Below are 21,301 nucleotides of genomic sequence, written 5' to 3' on the forward strand. Positions count from 1 at the left end.
CCGCTATAAGGCGGGTATCATAAGCTGAATACATAGGCTTATGAAGCGAACGAGGGGAAGTGAAACATCTCAGTACCCTTAGGAAAAGAAATCAATTGAGATTCCCTTAGTAGCGGCGAGCGAACGGGGAGCAGCCCATTAAGTTATGTGTGTTCTAGTGGAACGCTCTGGGAAGTGCGAACGTAGAGGGTGATATTCCCGTACACGAAAGGGCACACATAATGATGACGAGTAGGGCGAGGCACGTGAAACCTTGTCTGAATATGGGGGGACCATCCTCCAAGGCTAAATACTCCTGACTGACCGATAGTGAACCAGTACCGTGAGGGAAAGGCGAAAAGAACCCCTGTGAGGGGAGTGAAATAGATCCTGAAACCGCATGCATACAAGCAGTGGGAGCACCTTCGTGGTGTGACTGCGTACCTTTTGTATAATGGGTCAGCGACTTATATTCAGTAGCAAGGTTAACCGCATAGGGGAGCCGTAGAGAAATCGAGTCTTAATAGGGCGTTTAGTTGCTGGGTATAGACCCGAAACCAGGCGATCTATCCATGAGCAGGTTGAAGGTTGGGTAACACTAACTGGAGGACCGAACCCACTGTCGTTGAAAAGCCAGGGGATGACTTGTGGATAGGGGTGAAAGGCTAATCAAGCCTGGTGATAGCTGGTTCTCCCCGAAAGCTATTTAGGTAGCGCCTCGGACGAATACCATTGGGGGTAGAGCACTGTTTCGGCTAGGGGGTCATCCCGACTTACCAAACCGATGCAAACTCCGAATACCAATGAGTACTATCCGGGAGACAGACTGCGGGTGCTAACGTCCGTAGTCAAGAGGAAAACAATCCAGACCGCCAGCTAAGGCCCCAAAATCATAGTTAAGTGGGAAACGATGTGGGAAGGCATAGACAGCTAGGAGGTTGGCTTAGAAGCAGCCACCCTTTAAAGAAAGCGTAATAGCTCACTAGTCGAGTCGGCCTGCGCGGAAGATGTAACGGGGCTAAAACTATGTGCCGAAGCTGCGGATGTATACTTGTATACGTGGTAGGGGAGCGTTCTGTAAGCCGATGAAGGTGTATTGAGAAGTATGCTGGAGGTATCAGAAGTGCGAATGCTGACGTGAGTAACGACAAAACGGGTGAAAAACCCGTTCGCTGAAAGACCAAGGGTTCCAGTCCAACGTTAATCGGGGCTGGGTGAGTCGACCCCTAAGGCGAGGCCGAGAGGCGTAGTCGATGGGAAATTGGTTAATATTCCAATACTTCTGTGTAATGCGATGAGAGGACGGAGAAGGTTAAGTCAGCCTGGCGTTGGTTGTCCAGGTGGAAGGCAGTAGGCATGCATCTTAGGCAAATCCGGGGTGCTCTATGCTGAGAGCTGATAGCAAGCTGTACTTGTACAGTGAAGTGGCTGATACCATGCTTCCAGGAAAAGTCTCTAAGCTTCAGTTACACAGGAATCGTACCCGAAACCGACACAGGTGGTCAGGTCGAGTAGACCAAAGCGCTTGAGAGAACTCTGCTGAAGGAACTAGGCAAAATGGTACCGTAACTTCGGGAGAAGGTACGCTGCTGACGGTGATGGGACTTGCTCCCTGAGCTTTGGCAGCCACAGAAACCAGGCCGCTGCAACTGTTTATTAAAAACATAGCACTCTGCAAACACGAAAGTGGACGTATAGGGTGTGATGCCTGCCCGGTGCTGGAAGGTTAATTGATGGGGTTAGCGTAAGCGAAGCTCTTGATCGAAGCCCCAGTAAACGGCGGCCGTAACTATAACGGTCCTAAGGTAGCGAAATTCCTTGTCGGGTAAGTTCCGACCTGCACGAATGGCATAATGATGGCGGCGCTGTCTCCAGCAGAGGCTCAGTGAAATCGAAATCGCTGTGAAGATGCAGTGTACCCGCGGCTAGACGGAAAGACCCCGTGAACCTTTACTGCAGCTTGACATTGAACTTTGACCTTACTTGTGTAGGATAGGTGGGAGGCTTTGAAGTTAGAACGCTAGTTCTAATGGAGCCGTCCTTGAAATACCACCCTGGTAATGTTGAGGTTCTAACTCTGCCCCGTAATCCGGGGCGAGGACCATGTCTGGTGGGTAGTTTGACTGGGGCGGTCTCCTCCTAAAGAGTAACGGAGGAGTACGAAGGTGCGCTCAGCGTGGTCGGAAATCACGCGTAGAGTATAAAGGCAAAAGCGCGCTTAACTGCGAGACCCACAAGTCGAGCAGGTACGAAAGTAGGTCTTAGTGATCCGGTGGTTCTGTATGGAAGGGCCATCGCTCAACGGATAAAAGGTACTCTGGGGATAACAGGCTGATACCGCCCAAGAGTTCATATCGACGGCGGTGTTTGGCACCTCGATGTCGGCTCATCTCATCCTGGGGCTGAAGCAGGTCCCAAGGGTATGGCTGTTCGCCATTTAAAGAGGTACGCGAGCTGGGTTTAGAACGTCGTGAGACAGTTCGGTCCCTATCTACCGTGGGCGCTGGAAATTTGAGAGGATCTGCTCCTAGTACGAGAGGACCAGAGTGGACGAACCTCTGGTGTACCGGTTGTGACGCCAGTCGCATCGCCGGGTAGCTATGTTCGGAAGGGATAACCGCTGAAAGCATCTAAGCGGGAAGCCTACCTCAAGATAAGATTTCCCTAGGAATTTATTCCTCTAAAGAGCCGTTCGAGACTAGGACGTTGATAGGTTGGGTGTGGAAGCACGGTGACGTGTGAAGCTGACCAATACTAATTGCTCGTGAGGCTTGACTATACAACACCCAAACAGTTGTTGTATTCAAGATAAATTCAATACATAACTTGATTTAGTGTCAAAACTAGTTACAATACGACTCGATTAAACTAATCCGTTAATAACTCTTTCGGTACTAAGTGGCAAAAAATGTAAGACCACCCAAAACCAAAACAGTTTGCTGGCGACAATAGCAAGAGTGAACCACCTGATCCCTTCCCGAACTCAGAAGTGAAACCTCTTAGCGCTGATGGTAGTGTGGCACTTGCCATGTGAGAGTAAGTCATCGCCAGCTTTTAAATATGAAACACCCCCTAACTAACGTTAGGGGGTGTTTTTTATTGCGTGGAATGAATATTAAGTGCAAAAAAGCATTAAATGTTAAGAATATTGATCTAAAGAGCTTATTCTATTTATAAAAATAACAATGAAATGAATCAAATGGCGAAGGAGTTCAAACAATGGATCAATGCGTAGACTCATCCTTTATCTATTCTATTTTTTGGTCAATAATATTAGTTTTAGCAATAGCTAAGCTTAGAAGTGACAATTATATGAGACCATTTCTAATGGAGCTTTATAGTCCGCCTATATTGCTAGCATTCATCATAGCTATGGTATTTACATATTTCTTCTATGAATCTTTACCTGAAACAGAAAGACAAACTATAGGTACACTCTTTAGTAGGCTAACTAATATAATCCAAAAATTTATCTGTACTTTTCACACCACATTTAACATTCTAGGCCTAATTTTGCCATTTATTACCATATATACATTTCTTGAAAAAAATCATCCTCAAATCATTCGATCAGCCAAGAATAGAATTAAAGACTTATTTATGTAGAATTAACTTTGCACAAGGCTAGTGTGAAGTAGTATTTGAAAATCGTTATCTCAATTGAATTGTAATCCTATTGCCCTGTCTCGTTTCATTAAATTATATAAGAAAAGATACAGGTGCTTTAGTTTAATGAATTCAAGATAGATACGTCACTAAATTTAGGTTTTAATTATGATTGTCACCAAAATATGAGTCGCTACATATGAAACTCAACTCTTTCTCTCCACTCCCTGAAGATGATGATGAACTGTATCTTCCTGAGCTGGTGTATTGGGCATCTTTAGGTGATGTGGAACAGGTCGAGCAGCTATTGGCAGAGGGTGCAGATCCAAACCAGACCGATGATGAAGGCTATAGTGCGTTACAGGCTGCTTCCGAGAATGATCATCTAGCGGTCGTGAAGCTGTTAGTGACTAAAGGTGCGAATGCAGCTTATAAGGGAGAATATACCGCCTTACAGCTTGCTGAAATGGCAGAGCATCGCGATGTAGTCGCGTATCTCAAAAGTCTTTAAATCGCAGATCAAAATGATAGATAAAAAGAAGCCCCATCATCCTGACGGGGCTTCTTCATATTTCGCTTATGTCGTTGATATCCTATTAACGACCACGTCCTGTGTGTTTTATTATTCTCAATGAGACTTCCTGTCTCTCTATGATTTGTATAATAGGCGAAAAGTTGAGTTCGGGCTATTCGCCAATGGCTACGATTGTTGTAGGTTTTGGCGTACATCAATCGGGAATAATGAAATGATGAGCGATAAAAAACGGAATCTATAGATTCCGTTTCTGTGTTATTCGAATCTTAGAAATGAACATCTAGACCAATATAAGGACCTTTAAAGTTAAATTTAAGATCATTCTTTTCATAGTCATCTAACTTGATATCCAGAATACGGTAGCCTGCTTTCAAGCCTACATCGACCAGTAGATTGTCGATAAAGTTGTATTGCAATTCTGCTTGAGCATCGGTGATTTTAGTATCATTAAAGTTGCTATATAAGAGTTCTGCTTTGGCACTTAGGCCAGTAAACGGCAGTTTTACCCCCGCCGATCCATAGATCACCGGTACAGTTTTATCGATATCTGTTTTGCTGATATTCAGGGTTTTGACATCGCCATTTAAGTTGGTTGCACCTAAACCGACATCTGCATTTACAATCGTGTCTAAAATTTCATAGTATAAAATAAAATCGGTATGATCGATGTTGAGGTCGTAAACTGGTTGGCCTGCGACTTTATGATCGGTTTCGGTATTTAAATTGACATAACGGATTTTTGCATTGGGAATCAGGGGAATTGGATGCTCAACAGCAAGGGATACTTGAGCGGAACCTTTACGTTTAAGATCCTGATCTGGTGCATTGCTTTGGTCTGCCATATTGGCTTCGCCATTGTAGTTCCAGTAGCTGAGGTCGCCTTTAACACCAATAACGTCGGCTTGCGCCAGGCCACAAATGCTCGTTCCTAAAGCCAGCATTGATATTTTTAATAATTTCATTGCATTATCCTAATACATATCGAAAACAGTAATGAATTGTTGTGAATTCACCTATGAATGGGCGAATCATATAGTGATCTGGATAAATATGCAGTAGTCTAATTTTAAATTTTTATAAAGGAATAAATAATAATGACGGATAAACAAAGTGTGGTGGATTATCCGCTTTATGTGGCTGGGAAAGCCGTCACAACAGGACAATGGCTAGAAGTTTATGATAAGTATAACAATACCGTTTATGCACGAGTGGCATTGGCGGATGCCAAAGTACTTGAAAAAGCCATAGCGGCTTCGGTGAAGGCAGAAGCTGAGATGGCCGCCTTAAAACCATTTCAAAAACAAAAAATCTTGCTGCATTGTGTAAAGCGTTTTAATGAACTGCGGGATGAGCTGACTGAGATCCTGATTGCAGAAGGGGGTAAGCCACGGGGTGCAGCAAGTGCTGAAGTAGAACGTTTAATTAATACTTTTCAACTGGCCGCAGATGCGGTGACACAGCTTGATGATGGACAGTTAATTCCTTTGGCGGTGACACCCGCTGCCGCGCATTTTCGTGGCATGGTCAAACATGTGCCGATTGGTGCAGTTTCATTAATTAGTCCGTTCAATTTCCCTCTCAATCTGGTGGCGCATAAGATTGCACCTGCGATTGCTGCGGGTTGTCCCTTTGTATTGAAACCGGCCAGTTTTACTCCAATCAGCGCTTTAAAGATTGCAGCCGTATTGGCTGAAACCGATTTACCGAAAGGTTCGTGGTCGATCTTGCCTTGTAATCGTGAGGCAGCAGATATTTTAGTGACCGATGACCGTTTTAAACTCCTCAGCTTTACCGGTTCTGATCAGGTCGGTTGGGAGATGAAAGCGCGGGCAGGACGCAAGAAAGTCACACTGGAACTTGGTGGCAATGCCGCAGTCCTGATTGATGCAGATACAACCCTTGATGATGCCTTGATTGATCGTCTGATCAGTGCTGCTTATGGGCAGGCAGGGCAGGTCTGTATCAGTGTGCAACGGATTTTAGTGCATGCCGATCTTTATGCCGAGCTGAAAAAGAAAATGGTGGCCAAACTGAAAAAGATTAAAGCCACTGATCCTGCTTTAAGTACCACATTGGTTGGCCCAATGATTAAGGAAGCAGAAGCATTACGCTTAAAAAAATGGATTGATAAGGCGGAGAAAAAAGGCGCAAAAGTGCTGCTCGGTGGCAGTTTACAAGGTGTCTTGTTTGAACCAGTGTTATTGGAAAATGTCGATGCCAAACTGGAAATTTATAAGGATGAAGCGTTTGGTCCCGTGGCCATTTTAGAAAAATTTAAGCAATTTGAGCAGGGTATTGCCACCATTAATCAAAGCCGTTTCGGTTTGCAGGCAGGCGTCTATACGCAAAATCTAAATAACATGCTGTATGCGTGGGATCACTTACAGGTAGGTGGCGTCATCATTAATGATGTCCCGACATTCCGCGTTGACAATATGCCCTATGGTGGAGTCAAAGATTCAGGTTTGGGCCGCGAAGGCATCCATTCTGCCATCCGCGATATGCAGGAACAAAGACTTTTAGCAATTAAACAATAGAGGAGGAAAAGTGTGGTGAGGATTTGGCTTGCCTGTTTTATGTACTTGATTTTTATAGATTGACTGCAAGGTCAAATTTACAGGCAGTTGAAAAATAATCAGTTGTTCTGAAAAGTTGATATTTTCTTGCAGAATTTACAGTAAAAAGAAATAAAAACAGGTATTGTTCGGCTATTAAAAGCAGAAAAACAATGCCCAATCTTTAAGGAAGATGGTTTGGTTTTTTGTTTGTTTGGTCTTGAAAATAAGAAGCTCACAAGGTTGAAAGTTCATCCAAACAAAACAAGATTTTTTATGGCATTTTCATGTCTGTTGGATAATAAAAAACTGAAAGCAGCATGGAAGGTCAGCAGGACAATTTTAGGTGTTATATGGCAGATTCTCGTGAAAACTGGACATCACGATCTGGTTTTATTATTGCAGCTGTTGGTTCAGCTGTAGGTTTAGGTAATATCTGGCGGTTCCCGTATGTTGCTTATGAAAATGGCGGCGGAGCGTTCCTTATCCCTTATTTACTGGCGTTAATTACCGCCGGCTTACCTCTTTTATTTTTAGACTATGCTACAGGTCACCGTGCGCGTAACTCTCCACCCAAGGCCTATCGTGCCTTATTCAAAGGGGGCGAGACATTGGGCTGGTGGCAAGTCTGTGTCTGTATCATTATCGGTTTGTATTATGCCAGCGTGTTGACCTGGGCGGGGAGTTATGTGTACTTCTCGATTGGTCAGGCATGGGGCAGTGACCCGGAAAGTTTCTTCTTCAATACCTATTTGCAGACCTCAAAAGCGTCAGGATTTGATCTCAATTTTGTGAGCCATCTGTTCTGGCCAATCGTGGGTATCTGGGCACTGACCTTAATCATTCTGTATGGTGGCGTTAAAAAAGGCGTTGAATTATCCAATAAGATTTTCATGCCGCTATTATTTGTATTATTTACAGTGCTTGTGATTCAGGCATTACGTTTACCAGGTGCGGCTGAAGGCTTAAATGCATTCTTTACTCCGAACTGGGCTGCGATGATGGATTATAAAGTCTGGTTAGCAGCTTATGGTCATACCTTCTTCTCGCTGTCCGTTGGTTTCGGGATCATGGTGACCTATGCCTCTTATCTCAAACCAAAAACCAACTTAACCGGTTCTGGCCTGATCGTTGGCTTTGCCAATGCATCAACTGAAATTCTGGCAGGTATTGGTATCTTTGCTGCACTAGGCTTTATGGCCCATGTGGCAGGTAAAGAAGTACAAGATGTCGTAAGCGGTGGTATCGGTCTGGCATTTATTGCTTTCCCGAAAATCATTTCAAGCTTGGGCGCAGGTGCTGACTTATTCGGCTTACTGTTCTTCTCATCACTCTTCGTTGCGGGTATTTCTTCAATGGTGAGTATTCTGGAAGTGCCGATTGCAGCAATGCAGGACAAGTTGAAATGGAGCCGTAGCAAAGCTGTGACCATTATTGGTGGCGGTAGTGCGCTGGTTTCAGTGATCTTGTTCTCAAGCGTGAATGCGATCAAACTGGTGGATATCGTCGATCACTTTATCAATAACATTGGTATTGTCGGCGGTGCACTGGTTTCGATACTTTGTATTACTTGGTTTAAGCGTTCTGCCTTGCTGGAGCTGCGTGATCATATCAACCGCATTTCAACCATTCAACTGGGGAAAGGCTGGGCATTTACTTTAACGGTAATTACCTCTCTCATCTTGTTAACCACCTTAAGCATGACCGTGTTTAATCTGGTGAAAAATGGTTACGATAGTTATAGCATGAGCTTACAAGGCTTATTTGGCTGGGGCAGTGTGATTTTCTGTGCTGTTGTCGCTTTTATACTCAGCAAAGTAAAAGATCGCTAGGAGAATACAGATGAATACTTCGGCAATTATTATGATGGTTATTGCGATGCTGTTTGTTTGGGGAGGATTAGCATTATCCATCCTCCACCTGATGAAACATCCAGAAGAACTTGATGATGTTCTGGAAGAAGTCAAAGATCAGCACACGCTTTAAAACAGATTTAAAAAAAAGCAGGCCTCAAGCCTGCTTTTTTATTTTGATTAAGCTCGTTTTTTAATTCGGCAATAATAGAAACCATCGCCGGATTGCGCCGAAGGGAGCAACTGACGACCATGGGTCTGTTCCATGCCCCAATCTGCATCAATTTTGATTTCTTCAGCATCGGCATGTTCAGCAAAGAAAGCCGCCATTTGTTGCTCATTTTCAGCTTTGAGAATCGAACAGGTGATATACAGCAAGGTACCGCCCACTTTGAGTTGTTGCCACATCTGCTGCAAAATCTGTTGCTGTAAGGCCACCGTTTGCGCGATATCGGTTGACTGTCTGAGTAGACGGATATCGGGGTGACGGCGAATCACACCTGTGGCAGAACAAGGCGCATCCAGCACGATACAATCGACGGGTTCTGGTGCCTGCCACGTGGTCGCATCAGCGGTCACAATCTCAACATTGTTCTGGCCGAGGTCAAGACGTTCCAGATTTTCAGATACACGTAATAAACGTTTGGCATCATGATCCAGCGCAATCAATTTTTGAGGATTAAAGCGCTCAAGAATGTGTGCAGTTTTACCGCCGGGTGCAGCACAGGCATCGACAACAACTTTGTTATCTAAGTCCGATAACAGCGTCGCGCACAATTGGGCATGTTCATCCTGAACAGAAAAACCACCCTCTTCAAAACCCGGTAAATGGGTAATATTGCCCGTTTGCTCCAAAACAATCCCGACATCTGAAAGTAGGCAAGGGCGAGCATCAATCTGTTCTTCGTCTAAAATATCTAGATATTCGTTACGACTGACTTGGCGTTGATTAACGCGTAGGGTCAGTGGTGCGACTTGTTTTAAGGCTTGGCATAACGTTTCTGCTTGCTCAGGCCAATCTTTTTTAAGTCGCTTGAATAACCAGCTTGGTAAGCCATGCGTATGATTCAACGCGGTTTCAAATTCAGCTGTTTCACGTGAAACACGGCGCAGGATCGCATTGACCAAACCACTCATTGGCTCAAAACCCAGTTGCTTGGCCGCATTTACCGTTTCTGAAATCGCCGCATGCACCGGAATACGCGTACATAAAATTTGATATAAACCAAGATATAAACAACTTTCTAGCGCTTCATTGTCTAATGGTTTTGTCAGCAAGGGTAGAGTAATGGCTTTTAAAGAAAACCATTGGCGTAAACAGCCTAAAGTCAGTTCGTGATATAAACCACGATCACGTTCAGCAACGATATTGATATGTTGATTCAGAACAGAAGACAAGGATTGCCCATTTTGAACGGCCAAAAGTGTTTTGACCACTTGTGCACGCAGATTCAAATTTTTTGTAGATGATTGGCTCATGGGAGAATTTGTCCAATATGTAATTTTTGGGTTTGAGCAATTTGTACAGGATTTAGGGCTTTAGCACCTGGCCATTGCAGACTGGTGAGGCACACCGCGGTATTGTCGCCACACGCCACATGTACGCCTTGTTTATCGATCGCCAGGATTTCGCCGCTTTGTGCATCAGCTTTTTGATGCTGAGAAAGCATTGAACCCCACACACGTAAGGCATTGCTTTCATCCAGTTGAATAAACGCCACAGGCCACGGATTGAAGGCACGGATATTACGGTCGATTTGTACCGCATTCTGGCTCCAGTCAATACGGGCTTCTGCTTTCACCAGTTTATGGGCATAGACGGTCAGGGCTTCATCTTGTACTTCACGCTTTTCAATGAAATCCTGCAAGCTTTGTTCTGATTCAAGCACGGTACAAATCGCTTCGGCACCTTGATCGGCCAGTTTATCGTGCAAGCTGGCAGAGGTATCTTCTGCGGTGATTGGACAGTAAGTTTTATACATCATGTCGCCGGTATCCAGACCTGCCGCCATTTGCATGATGGTGATGCCTGTTTCTGCATCACCTGTGGCAATGGCACGTTGGATCGGTGCAGCCCCCCGCCAGCGTGGCAGTAAGGAACCGTGGATATTTAAACAGCCATATTTCGGCGTATCTAACACCGCTTGCGGCAAGATCAGGCCATAGGCTGCAACCACCATCACATCGGCACCCAAGTCAGCCAGTTGTTGGCGAGCTGCCAGACCTTCCTCTGTCGATGCTTTAAAATTCAAAGGCTGATACACCGGTAAACCGTGCTCAAGTGCCAATTGTTTCACAGGGGATGGCGTTAATTTTTGCCCACGGCCGGCTTTACGGTCAGGTTGGGTATAAACCGCAATGATCTGGTGGGATGTTTTTAATAATGCCGCCAATGCGGTTGCCGCAAATTCAGGCGTACCAGCAAAAATGATTTTCACAAAGACAATCCAACTAAAACTTGCTGCAAATTATAAGCGAAAAAGTGATGAGTCCCTAATCAGATGGCTTGAATTGCTTTTGTACAAAAAAAGATAGGCCTATTGGTCATCTGTTAAACGATAACTTGTAGTATGATGCAGAAAGCTCAGTATCATTTCGCCAGAGCGAATGTCCTATTCGTCTCGAGCACAAACTTGTTGGGAATACAAAATGCCTGATTATCGTTCAAAAACATCAACACATGGAAGAAATATGGCGGGCGCGCGTGGTTTATGGCGTGCGACCGGTATGAAAGATGAAGATTTTGGCAAGCCTATTATTGCGGTGGTCAACTCATTTACCCAGTTTGTTCCCGGTCACGTGCATCTCAAAGATTTAGGTCAACTTGTTGCGAGAGAAATTGAAGCGTCTGGTGGTGTGGCAAAAGAATTTAATACCATTGCCGTTGATGACGGCATTGCCATGGGCCATGACGGGATGCTGTATTCACTGCCATCACGTGATTTGATCGCCGACTCGGTGGAATACATGGTCAATGCCCATTGTGCCGATGCCATGGTCTGTATTTCAAACTGTGACAAGATCACCCCGGGAATGCTGATGGCGGCAATGCGCCTGAATATCCCGGTAGTGTTCGTGTCTGGCGGACCAATGGAAGCGGGTAAAGTGAAGTTCCGTGGTGATGAAAAGGCCATTGATCTGGTTGATGCCATGGTGGTTGCAGCCGATGAAAGCTATACCGATGAAGAAGTACAGGCTTTTGAACGTTCAGCATGTCCAACCTGTGGTTCATGTTCAGGCATGTTCACCGCGAACTCGATGAACTGCTTAACCGAAGCATTGGGTCTATCTTTACCAGGTAACGGTTCAATCGTGGCAACCCATGCCAATCGTGAAAAGCTATTCTTAAAAGCCGGTCGTTTGGTGGTGGAACTGGCGAAGCGTTATTACGAACAGAATGATGACAGCATTTTGCCACGTTCAATTGCAACCAAAGCGGCGTTTGAAAATGCCATGACACTGGATATTGCAATGGGCGGTTCAACCAATACCGTATTGCATTTGCTTGCGGCGGCGCACGAAGCCGAAGTTGATTTCACCATGGATGATATCGACCGTTTGTCTCGTCAGGTTCCGGTATTGTCCAAAGTTGCACCGGCAAAACAAGACGTACATATGGAAGATGTACACCGTGCGGGTGGCATCATGGCGATCTTGGGTGAGCTGGATCGTGCCAACTTGCTGAATACGTCATGTCCAACTGTACATGAACCAACGTTAAAAGATGCTTTGGACAAGTGGGATATTATCCGTATCGAAGATGCGGATGTTTATGAATTCTATCGTTCATCACCGGGTGGTATTCCAACGCAGGTGGCGTTCTCGCAAAACCGTTACTACTCAACCTTAGATGGCGACCGTGAGAAAGGCGTAATTCGTAATGCTGAACATGCTTTCTCTAAAGATGGCGGTCTGGCGGTGCTGTACGGCAACATCGCTCTAGATGGCTGTATCGTCAAAACTGCAGGTGTGGATGAATCCATCCTGAAATTCACCGGTACAGCACGCGTGTTTGAAAGTCAGGATGCAGCAGTAGAAGCCATTCTGGATCATAAAATCGTGGCAGGCGATATCGTGGTGATTCGTTATGAAGGCCCACGTGGCGGACCGGGTATGCAGGAAATGTTGTACCCAACCAGTTACCTGAAATCCAAAGGTTTGGGTAAAGATTGTGCCTTGATTACCGATGGACGTTTCTCGGGTGGTTCTTCAGGTCTGTCGATTGGTCACGTGTCTCCAGAAGCGGCTGAAGGCGGTGCGATTGGTCTGGTTGAAGATGGTGATACCATTCAGATTGATATTCCAAACCGTACCATTCACCTGGATATCGATGATGCCACCATGGCGCATCGCCGTACGGTTCAGGACGCCAAAGGCTGGCATCCTGCGGAAGAGCGTAAACGTAAAGTGTCTAAGTCATTGAAGATTTATGCAATGCATTCGACCAGTGCTGCTAAAGGCGCAGTACGAGTTTTGTAATCCCTTTGAGTCCCTCTTTCAATTAAGGGGGACTTTTGTCTCATTTTATAAGATACTGAACATACTTATTGGCTCACCTGTTCTGGCTCAGGTTTGAGTAAACTTTATCCATTTTGCATTTTATGACCATTAGAGGCTATCGACATGTCTTTGTTACGTCGTTGGTTTGATCCCATACGATCGAGTTGGTTCTATCAGAAACCTTCTCGTCAGGCGGAATTACCTACGGAACAGGGTTTAAGTATTTACCTGCGTCTAGACGATGTGTATAGCTATCTGGCAGTGCAAGAGCTGGATCAGCTCAATGAGATCCTCAGTGATGAGCTCAAACCGCTAAAAGTCATTATTTCGAGGCAAGATGCCGAGCCTCCGAATGGCATGTCCAAGCAAGACTGGCAAAGCTATTGCTTAAATGATGCCAAAATCCTGGCCAAGCAGCATCGTTTTGGTTTTGATGAAACCCCAGAAATACCGAGTGCAGAAGCCTTACAACAAGCAGAAACAATTTTAAGAAATACCCCGCTCAGAGAACAAAACTTTTTACATTTGCTCGAAGATGTCTTCCACATGCTGTGGCAGCAGCAATACGGTAAATTGCGTACCTTATATGCAATGGCCTCCCAGCATCAGAAACCCCAAGATTATCCTGAACGTATTTTCAAAGACGTGCCTGTGATCGCCAGTTATTTTGAATTTGGTGAACGAAAATATCAGGCGGTTGATGACTTGTTACGTCTGACACGCCGTTTAAAACAGCAGAAACTCCTGACCGGAAATCCCATTTTCCTGATCAATCATATCGAGTGGCGTGAGCATCTCATTAATGATGCCGAGGCATTGGCCGAAGTCCAGGCCTTGCATCCGGAACTGGATCTGTATATCGCGCTTGAAGACCCGATGAGCTGGTTATTATTGGCGTATATCCAGGAAGAACTGGCCAATTATTATAATATCCAGCTGAAGGTGTATCCGCTGAGTTATCACGGCCGGGACTGGTTTGACTGGGGCCTGGCAACTCGTGTTTCCAAGCGAACCCAGGTCGCATTTACCCCGTTCTGCCGACCAACCAGAGAAGCGACCTATGAAATGGCCCGACTGTTTTATAGCGTGCCTGAAGAACAGCAAGTGGATTGTATCCATGAAATTCTGGAAGCGGTATGGACACAGGGCAAAGACCTGTCGTTTAAAGCCCATTTTCAACGGATGCAGAGACGTCTGGACATTGCGCAGCTGACTGAACAGGATATCGACGCACAGTTAAAGCAAAATGATGAATGGTGCCAGCAGAAGCATCAGCCTGATTTTCCGGTATTGGAGTTACGGATTGATGGACATAGCTATGTCTTTAATAGCCTGTATCGGGTCTGGATGATTGAAAGCATTCTCAGTAACGTACTGGAAGAAAAATATAAAATGGCCTCAACTTTTGATTGAGGCCCACTCCCAAAAATAAGAATAGGGCAAGCCACGGTTTTTCCGTAGCATAGCTTCGATGCAAAATCGGAGTTAAAGCGTGACTTTTCTAGCCATTATTATCGTGGTCTTTGCCTTTGCCGGCATGATTAAAGGCATGATCGGACTGGGCCTTCCTGCGGTCTCTATGGGGTTACTGACCATTGCCATGAGTCCGTTTCAGGCTGCGTCTTTATTGATTGTGCCGTCGATGGTCACCAATATCTGGCAACTGTTTGCCGAAGGTCGGGTCTGGGCCTTTATTCGCCGTTTTTGGACGTTACTGGTTGGAATCGTGGTAGGGTCGATCTGGAGCTTTTTACCGACCCTAAGCCAGAGTCATGGGCACAGCAGTGAGATTTTACTGGGCTGTATGCTGGCGTTATATGGACTGTATGGTCTCTGTGTGAAAAGACTGCCTCATCTGGCGCAACATGAGCGCTGGTTATCACCTATTGTCGGATATATCGGCGGTGCAGTGACCGTTGCCACAGGGGTGGTGATTATTCCAGTGGTGCCGTATTTGCAGTCCCTACATTTGAAACGGGATGAACTGGTGCAGGCCTTAGGCTTGACCTTTACCGTTTCCACCTTCTGTCTGGCTTTTTTCCTGCATCACAATCCGATAGAGGGAATCACACTGGATTATCGTCTGTCTGCGATGGCTTTAGTTGCTGCTTTATTGGGGATGTGGCTAGGTAAAAAAATCCGTTATCAACTTAACGAGCAACGTTTTCGCCGTTTATTCTTTATTGGATTGATGGCCTTAGGTTTATATATGATTGCGCATTAAGGGCAGTTAACAGGATGGGCGATGTTGCATTAAAAACTCAGCAAATTGTTGATAAGCATGCGGGAGCTGAGCGAAATCCTGTGCTGCTAACAGCAGTTTACGGTTGGCCCAGGCGCCATGTAATTGTACTGCATAAAAATCATAATCTGGCTGTAAACGCTGTGCCGCACGTGCGGGCATAATCGCAATACCGACCCCTTTGGCGACAACCTCGGCAATGGCAGAAAAGTTAGGTAAGCGTAGCCGATACTGGATATTGAAACCCAAGAGCTTGGCTTGCGTTTCAATCGATTGCTGCAAAGAATGATGCGGCATCAGGCCAATAAAACCATAAGCTAAGGCATCGACCAGATTCAGCTGTGTTTGCCGGGTCAAGGCATGATGAGCGGGACAGATCAGCACCAATGGATCACTGGCAAACTCCTGTGTTTGCAAATGACGGGTATCAAAGAAGCTGGAGACCAGTCCTAGGCGTGCCACACCTTGAGTCAATGCTTCAACGATTTCAGAACTTTCTGCTTCATGTAGGTCCAGATTGATCTCGGGATGTAGCATCAGATAGTGCGGTAACAGCGGCGGTAAATATTCACTCTGTGCAGACGAATTACACCATAAAGTCAATGATTCAGGTGCCGTGGGCCGAAAGCGTTGCATGTCCTGTTCAAGCAGATCTTTTTGCTGCATCAGCCGTCGGGCATGCTCAGCCAGGGCATGGCCCGCAGTGGTCAGCTCAACACCTGAGGTCTGCCGAATAAATAACGGTGTTGCAAAATAGTGTTCGAGTTTTTTAATTCGTTCGCTGGCGGCTTGCAGGGAAATGGCAGAAAGCTCGGCGCCCTTGGTCAGGCTGCCTGTCGAAACAATATGCAGAAGCAGTTGTAAATCGAAGAAATCGAAACGCATGAGCGGAACGTATTGAAATATAAACAGCCATCATACTAAAAGTAAGCAAGATAAAGATAGGGGAGAAGTCCAAGACGGAAAAAAGGCAGCTTGCGCTGCCTTGAAGATTTTTAGTTTTTATCTTTTAAACTGAACAGCAGGTTCAGGAAAATTGCTGCAAAAGTTGCCGTCCCGATACCACCGAGATTGAAGCTACCAAATAACAATTCAAAGTTACCCGCCCCTAAAATAATGGTCACTGAAGCCACGATCAGGTTTTTATTGTTGGAGAAGTCGACTTTATTTTCGATCCAGATTTTTGCACCGGCAATGGTGATCAGACCAAACACCACAATAGATGCACCGGTGAGTACTGCATTGGGAATGGTACTAATGACGGCACCAAACTTAGGTGAAAGACCGAGGATAATGGCAAAGATACCTGCAATCACAAACACCAGTGTTGAGTAAACGCGGGTAACCGCCATCACTCCGATATTTTCACCATAAGTGGTCATACCGGGTGCACCCACACCGCCGGATAAGGTGGTTGCGACACCATCTGCAACAAAGGCTTTACCTAGTTGTGGCGTGAGGTTTTCACCTGTCATTGCGCCAACAGCCTTGATATGCCCTAGGTTTTCTGCCACGAGAATCAGGGCCACAGGGGCAATGATCAGAATGGCATTCAAATCAAAAGTTGGATGCGAGAAGCTTGGGACACCAAACCATGGCGCCGCTGAGATCTGGGAGAAATCAATCGGCTTGCCATAACCCAGACCATTGCTGGCAATGGCATAAATGGCATAGGCAATTAAAAGGCCAATCAACAGTAATAAACGTTGTAACAGGCCTTTGGTAAAGACCGCAATGATGCCCATGCTGAGGACGGTAGTTAAGGCCATCCACATTTCAAAAGGCTGACCCGCAACGCCTTTAATGGTGACAGGCGCAAGATTAAGACCAATGATCATCACGATTGCACCGGTGACCACAGGTGGCATCAGTTTTTCGATCCAGCGGGTTCCTGTCAGCATCACCGCAAAGCCAATCAGGGCATATACGATACCGCAGACCACAATCCCGCCCAGTGCGACGGACAGGTTTGGATTCGCACCTGAACCGGTAATATGACCCGTTGCCGCTGCCACCACGCCAATAAACGCAAAACTTGAGCCTAAGTAGCTTGGAACACGCCCACCTGTCATAAAGAAAAACAGGATGGTACAGATGCCTGACATTAAAATGGCCAGGTTCGGGCTAAAACCCATCAATAAAGGTGCAAGTACGGTTGAGCCGAACATGGCAAATGCGTGTTGAACCCCCAGCACCGCGCTTTGTAAGGGCGGTAAATATTCATTGGTCGCAACAGGGCGATGATCGACCGTCCCCTGATACGGCTGCCATTTTGGAAACCAACTGGACATAAATTAGACTCATGATTTGATATCAGCGCGTATGATACCCTGTCTTAAAACGAGCTTTCACCTATAAGTCCTTGAGAGGATTGTCACAATAGGCTGTTAGAGCTTAAATTTTTACCTTTTGGTAAAATTTGTTTCAAAATAAGCTAGTGGAATTATTATTTATTTTGTCTGGACAATTTAAAAAATTAACTCTTTTATTTTTAAAATAATTTTAAAAATTTTTTCAATTTTTTTATCGCAATGGCATATTTTGCCAATCTGGCCATCAACAGAAACGATTTCTGCGGATGGCCCTCTGAAAATGGCCACTTAGCCCGTGTTACGCAAGCCCGCTGCAATACCTGCAATGCTGACCATCAAGGCATGATCCACTGGACTATGTTCGGTTTGATGCTCTGCCAGATACAGGCGACGTCGTTTCATCAACTCGGCCTGTAATAAATGCAAAGGTAATAAATACGGTTTACGTACCTGCATCGATTGATCCAGTACCTCATTATTGCTCAGCAGTTTAGATTCACCTTTCAGGCTCAGCAGGGTATCGACTGCATTTTGCAGACGTTGGCGCAACTCGACACCAAGCACTTTTAAGTCCTGATCCTGAGTCAGATGCGATTCATAATACAGCGCGATATTGGCATCGGATTTGGACAGTACCATTTCCAGCATATCAATCAGTGTCTGGAAATAAGGCCATTGTTCCAGCATCTCATCCAGCGTGTTTTTGTGTTGTCCATGCACCTGATTGATGGCCGTGCCGGTACCGAGCCATGCTGGCAGCATCAGGCGAATCTGGGTCCATGCAAAGACCCAAGGAATGGCACGCAGCGATTCAATCCCGCCACTGACTTTACGTTTGGCAGGGCGAGAACCCAGCGGCAGCATTTGTAATTCCAGTTCAGGGGTTACGGTACGCAGATAGCTGACAAAATTTGGATTTTCACGCACGGTTTGGCGATAAACCTGTACCGATAAATCCGTCATCTGGTTCATCAGGTCACGCCATTCTTGTTTCGGTTCAGGTGGCGGTAACAAGGTTGCTTCCAGAGTCGCTGCAGTATAGATTTCCAGATTTTGCAGGGCGATCCCTTCCAGACCGAATTTAAAGCGAATCATTTCACCTTGCTCGGTAACACGGATCGCGCCTGAAATTGAACCGGGTGGTTGCGAGAACAGTGCTTGCTGTGTCGGTGCACCGCCACGGCTAATTGAACCGCCACGACCATGGAATAAGGTCAATTGCACCCCATGCTGCTGCGCAATCGCGGTCAGTTCTTCCTGAGCACGATATTGTGCCCAGTTGGCCGACATAAAGCCTGCATCCTTGGCGGAGTCCGAGTAGCCAATCATGACTTCATGTTTGCCTTGAATATGTTGTTTATACCAATGCATATTGAACAGGGTATTCATGGTTTTGGCTGCACCGTCGAGATCCTTCAAGGTCTCGAATAAAGGCACTACACGTAGCGGCTGCTGGATGCCTGCTTCTTTTTGCAGCAACAATACTGCCAGTACATCACTTGGATATTCCGCCATGGAAATAATATAGGCACCGAGACTCTCAGGTGGCTGTTCGGCCAAGGTGCGCATGGTGGCAAACACTTCCAGTACATCGGAATGCTGAATCAGGCTGCCTTCAGGCTCATTAAAAAACTTTGGCAGTAAGGGGCGCTTACTTTGCAGTTCCTGAATCAGGAAGTTCTGGCGGGCCTGCTCGGTCCAGGATTCAAAATTACCCAGACCCAGATATTCGGTAATCGCGGAAATGGCTTGGCGATGGCGACCTGATTCCTGACGGATATCCAGTTTGAGCAGCTCAATACCAAAACAGTTGACCCGATAAATAAAGTCGAGTAATTGTCCGTTGGCGATCTCAGCCAGATTACAATCCATCAGTGAGCGGTAGCACAGCAGTAGCGGCGCCAACAATTCATCTTTGGTTCTGATGATGTTGCTGTCATCGGCATCTGTGCCTTGCAGGCGATGGGCCAGCCATGAGCGGGTGGCTTTTAAACGTTCACGGGTTTCGCGTAAATATTCACGATAGGGTTCCGGATGCTCATAGCCCAGTGCCTGAGTCATTTCAGCGGAACAGCTTTGAATCGATAATTCCCAGCGTAGATTTTCGATATCACGCAGGTACAGATCAGCTGCTTGCCAACGCGATAACCACAGGACTTCTTGCGTGACTTGATGGGTCACGTTCGGGTTGCCATCCCGGTCTCCGCCCATCCATGAAGCAAAGCGGATCGGTGCAACATGCAGTGGCAGACTTTGTTCACAATGCTGCTGGGTCAGTTCATTCAGTTCACGGACGAATTTAGGGACCGCATTCCAGAGTGATTGCTCAATTGTGGCAAAGCCCCATTTGGCTTCATCGACTGGGGTTGGACGATGTTGACGGATTTCATCGGTTTGCCAGGCTGAACTGATCAATTGCTTGAGCGTGGCAATGGTTTGCTGACGCTCTTTCGGGGTCAGCTTTTGCTGATCTAATTGGGAAAGGCAATCGGTAATATCGTCATATTTTTGAATTAAGGTACGACGGCTGACTTCGGTCGGATGGGCCGTCAGCACCAGTTCAATTTTTAAATCACAGATTTGCTGGAGCAGTTGTTGTGCATTGATCTGCTGGTTTTTGAATTTTTCAAACAAATGCGGCAGCGGATTTGGGCTGGGCGCGTGCTCATCAAACTCGGCCTGACGGCGGCTGCGCACCACATGGTACTGTTCCGCAATATTGGCAAAGTTCAGAAAGTGAGAGAAAGCACGGGTCAGCGGCAGAATCTCTTCATCTTTTAAACCGAGAAATAATTGTTCTAGCTGTTTTTCTGCTTCGATCTGGCCGTCACGTGCGCCTTTAGCCAATGCCCGAATTTGCTCAATCTGATTAAACAAATCTTGCCCAGCATGTTGCTTTAAGGTCTCTCCGAGTAAATTGCCGAGTAAGCGGACATCTTCACGTAGTGGAGCAGTGATTTGCTGAATCATTCTAATTCTCCTGTTGTTCTCATCCGACTATAGCGCGATTGAAGGACAATCCAAGAGCAGAACGTAAAAAAATGTGAAATTTCTCTAAACTTTAGTCTGATATTTAAGCAAAAAAATCTCGATGGCATGCTCAATCATCTGATCAATTTCATCTGCCGTGGGCACAGGGGCTAAACCGAGCAATACCTGCTGATGACGGATCCCGAGCATCAGCGAGATGATCAGCTCGGTTTGCTTGATCGGTTCATCGGCCTGAATAAATTTAAAACTGATGGCCTGTTCAAAAAAATCACACCAGACATGGCACATGCGGGTATGTGAGGCATCAAAAAACTGTCGGGTTAAGGGGCTTTGTTCTGCTGCCAGTTCAAACAGCAAACAATCCAGTTTTAGGGCTTCTGGTAGATAAATAATACTTAACGCACGCTGACACATCAGAACCAAAGCCTGTTTAAAATCAGAATCCGCCGTCAGCTGAAACTGTTTGGCCCGAATCGATTCTTCGCAGCTTTCCTCAATTGCGCACATAAACAGATTGTTTTTATCCTGAAAGTGGTTATACACCGTCAGTTTGGTGACACCCGCTTCTTTGGCAATCTGGTTCATGTTGGTGGCGTGGTATCCCATTTTTAAAAAAATAGATTTTGCGGCCTGTAAAATCTTGGCTCTTTTTTCTAAATCTTTGGGGCGGCCACTATGGATTTGCACGTTATCTTTCTCTTTTCATGAATTTAAAAATCAAGCAGATA

Annotated in this window: 14 protein-coding genes and 2 rRNA genes; 9 read left to right on the top strand and 7 right to left on the bottom strand. The window is 45.8% G+C overall.

Annotated elements, in window-relative coordinates:
• From ACINWC323_RS15620 to ACINWC323_RS15610, 3 genes are all read left to right on the top strand, one after another.
• Positions 1-2,758: ribosomal RNA gene (locus ACINWC323_RS15620) — 23S ribosomal RNA — on the top strand; the annotation flags it as partial.
• 159 nt (positions 2,759-2,917) lie between these two features.
• Positions 2,918-3,032: ribosomal RNA gene (rrf, locus tag ACINWC323_RS15615) — 5S ribosomal RNA — on the top strand.
• Between the two features lie 752 nt (positions 3,033-3,784).
• On the top strand, positions 3,785-4,096 hold the full coding sequence (locus ACINWC323_RS15610) for an ankyrin repeat domain-containing protein (protein ID WP_009508837.1): 312 nt from the start codon (positions 3,785-3,787) through the stop codon (positions 4,094-4,096).
• 290 nt (positions 4,097-4,386) lie between these two features.
• Here ACINWC323_RS15610 and ACINWC323_RS15605 read toward each other — a convergent pair whose 3' ends face one another.
• The gene (locus tag ACINWC323_RS15605; protein WP_005228142.1) at positions 4,387-5,082 is read right to left on the bottom strand and encodes a TIGR04219 family outer membrane beta-barrel protein; all 696 of its coding nucleotides are present in this window, start codon (positions 5,080-5,082) and stop codon (positions 4,387-4,389) included.
• A 132-nt stretch (positions 5,083-5,214) separates the two neighbouring features.
• On the opposite strand from ACINWC323_RS15605, the gene ACINWC323_RS15600 reads away from it, so the two are divergent.
• The 3 genes from ACINWC323_RS15600 (at position 5,215) to ACINWC323_RS19615 (ending at position 8,661) form a co-directional block, all read left to right on the top strand.
• On the top strand, positions 5,215-6,657 hold the full coding sequence (locus tag ACINWC323_RS15600; protein WP_009508882.1) for an aldehyde dehydrogenase family protein: 1,443 nt from the start codon (positions 5,215-5,217) through the stop codon (positions 6,655-6,657).
• A gap of 371 nt (positions 6,658-7,028) precedes the next feature.
• A complete protein-coding gene (locus tag ACINWC323_RS15595) occupies positions 7,029-8,507 on the top strand; it encodes a sodium-dependent transporter (RefSeq protein ID WP_005282160.1) in 1,479 nt (492 codons plus the stop codon).
• 10 nt (positions 8,508-8,517) lie between these two features.
• Positions 8,518-8,661, top strand: coding sequence for a methionine/alanine import family NSS transporter small subunit (locus ACINWC323_RS19615; RefSeq protein WP_005282163.1), 144 nt, complete (start codon positions 8,518-8,520; stop codon positions 8,659-8,661).
• A gap of 47 nt (positions 8,662-8,708) precedes the next feature.
• Here the strand turns inward: ACINWC323_RS19615 and rsmB are convergent, their stop codons facing one another.
• Positions 8,709-10,007 (bottom strand): 16S rRNA (cytosine(967)-C(5))-methyltransferase RsmB, encoded by a 1,299-nt coding sequence (rsmB, locus tag ACINWC323_RS15590; protein ID WP_009508850.1) that lies wholly within the window; start codon positions 10,005-10,007, stop codon positions 8,709-8,711.
• The gene (gene fmt / locus ACINWC323_RS15585) at positions 10,004-10,966 is read right to left on the bottom strand and encodes a methionyl-tRNA formyltransferase (RefSeq protein WP_009508832.1); all 963 of its coding nucleotides are present in this window, start codon (positions 10,964-10,966) and stop codon (positions 10,004-10,006) included. Before fmt ends, rsmB begins: the two co-directional genes overlap by 4 nt.
• A 211-nt stretch (positions 10,967-11,177) precedes the next feature.
• On the opposite strand from fmt, the gene ilvD reads away from it, so the two are divergent.
• The 3 genes from ilvD to ACINWC323_RS15570 all read left to right on the top strand — a co-directional run bounded on the left by ilvD (position 11,178) and on the right by ACINWC323_RS15570 (position 15,252).
• Complete coding sequence (gene ilvD, locus ACINWC323_RS15580) at positions 11,178-13,007, top strand: dihydroxy-acid dehydratase (RefSeq protein WP_009508856.1); 1,830 nt, start codon at positions 11,178-11,180, stop codon at positions 13,005-13,007.
• A 144-nt stretch (positions 13,008-13,151) separates the two neighbouring features.
• Positions 13,152-14,441 (top strand): hypothetical protein, encoded by a 1,290-nt coding sequence (locus ACINWC323_RS15575; protein ID WP_005228130.1) that lies wholly within the window; start codon positions 13,152-13,154, stop codon positions 14,439-14,441.
• A gap of 79 nt (positions 14,442-14,520) precedes the next feature.
• On the top strand, positions 14,521-15,252 hold the full coding sequence (locus ACINWC323_RS15570) for a sulfite exporter TauE/SafE family protein (protein WP_009508854.1): 732 nt from the start codon (positions 14,521-14,523) through the stop codon (positions 15,250-15,252).
• Positions 15,253-15,258: 6 nt separating this feature from the next.
• Here ACINWC323_RS15570 and ACINWC323_RS15565 read toward each other — a convergent pair whose 3' ends face one another.
• From ACINWC323_RS15565 to ACINWC323_RS15550, 4 genes are all read right to left on the bottom strand, one after another.
• Positions 15,259-16,155, bottom strand: a complete 897-nt coding sequence (locus ACINWC323_RS15565; RefSeq protein ID WP_009508841.1) for a LysR family transcriptional regulator — start codon at positions 16,153-16,155, stop codon at positions 15,259-15,261.
• Positions 16,156-16,265: 110 nt separating this feature from the next.
• Entirely contained in the window at positions 16,266-17,561 is a 1,296-nt protein-coding gene (locus ACINWC323_RS15560; protein ID WP_009508818.1) for a solute carrier family 23 protein, read from the bottom strand.
• Between the two features lie 309 nt (positions 17,562-17,870).
• Complete coding sequence (ppc, locus tag ACINWC323_RS15555; protein WP_009508891.1) at positions 17,871-20,552, bottom strand: phosphoenolpyruvate carboxylase; 2,682 nt, start codon at positions 20,550-20,552, stop codon at positions 17,871-17,873.
• Positions 20,553-20,636: 84 nt separating this feature from the next.
• Positions 20,637-21,260 (bottom strand): TetR/AcrR family transcriptional regulator, encoded by a 624-nt coding sequence (locus ACINWC323_RS15550; RefSeq protein ID WP_009508874.1) that lies wholly within the window; start codon positions 21,258-21,260, stop codon positions 20,637-20,639.
• Positions 21,261-21,301 lie beyond the last annotated feature (41 nt).

Origin of the sequence: Acinetobacter sp. WC-323, from assembly GCF_000314615.1 — a bacterium.
Lineage (GTDB): Bacteria > Pseudomonadota > Gammaproteobacteria > Pseudomonadales > Moraxellaceae > Acinetobacter > Acinetobacter courvalinii.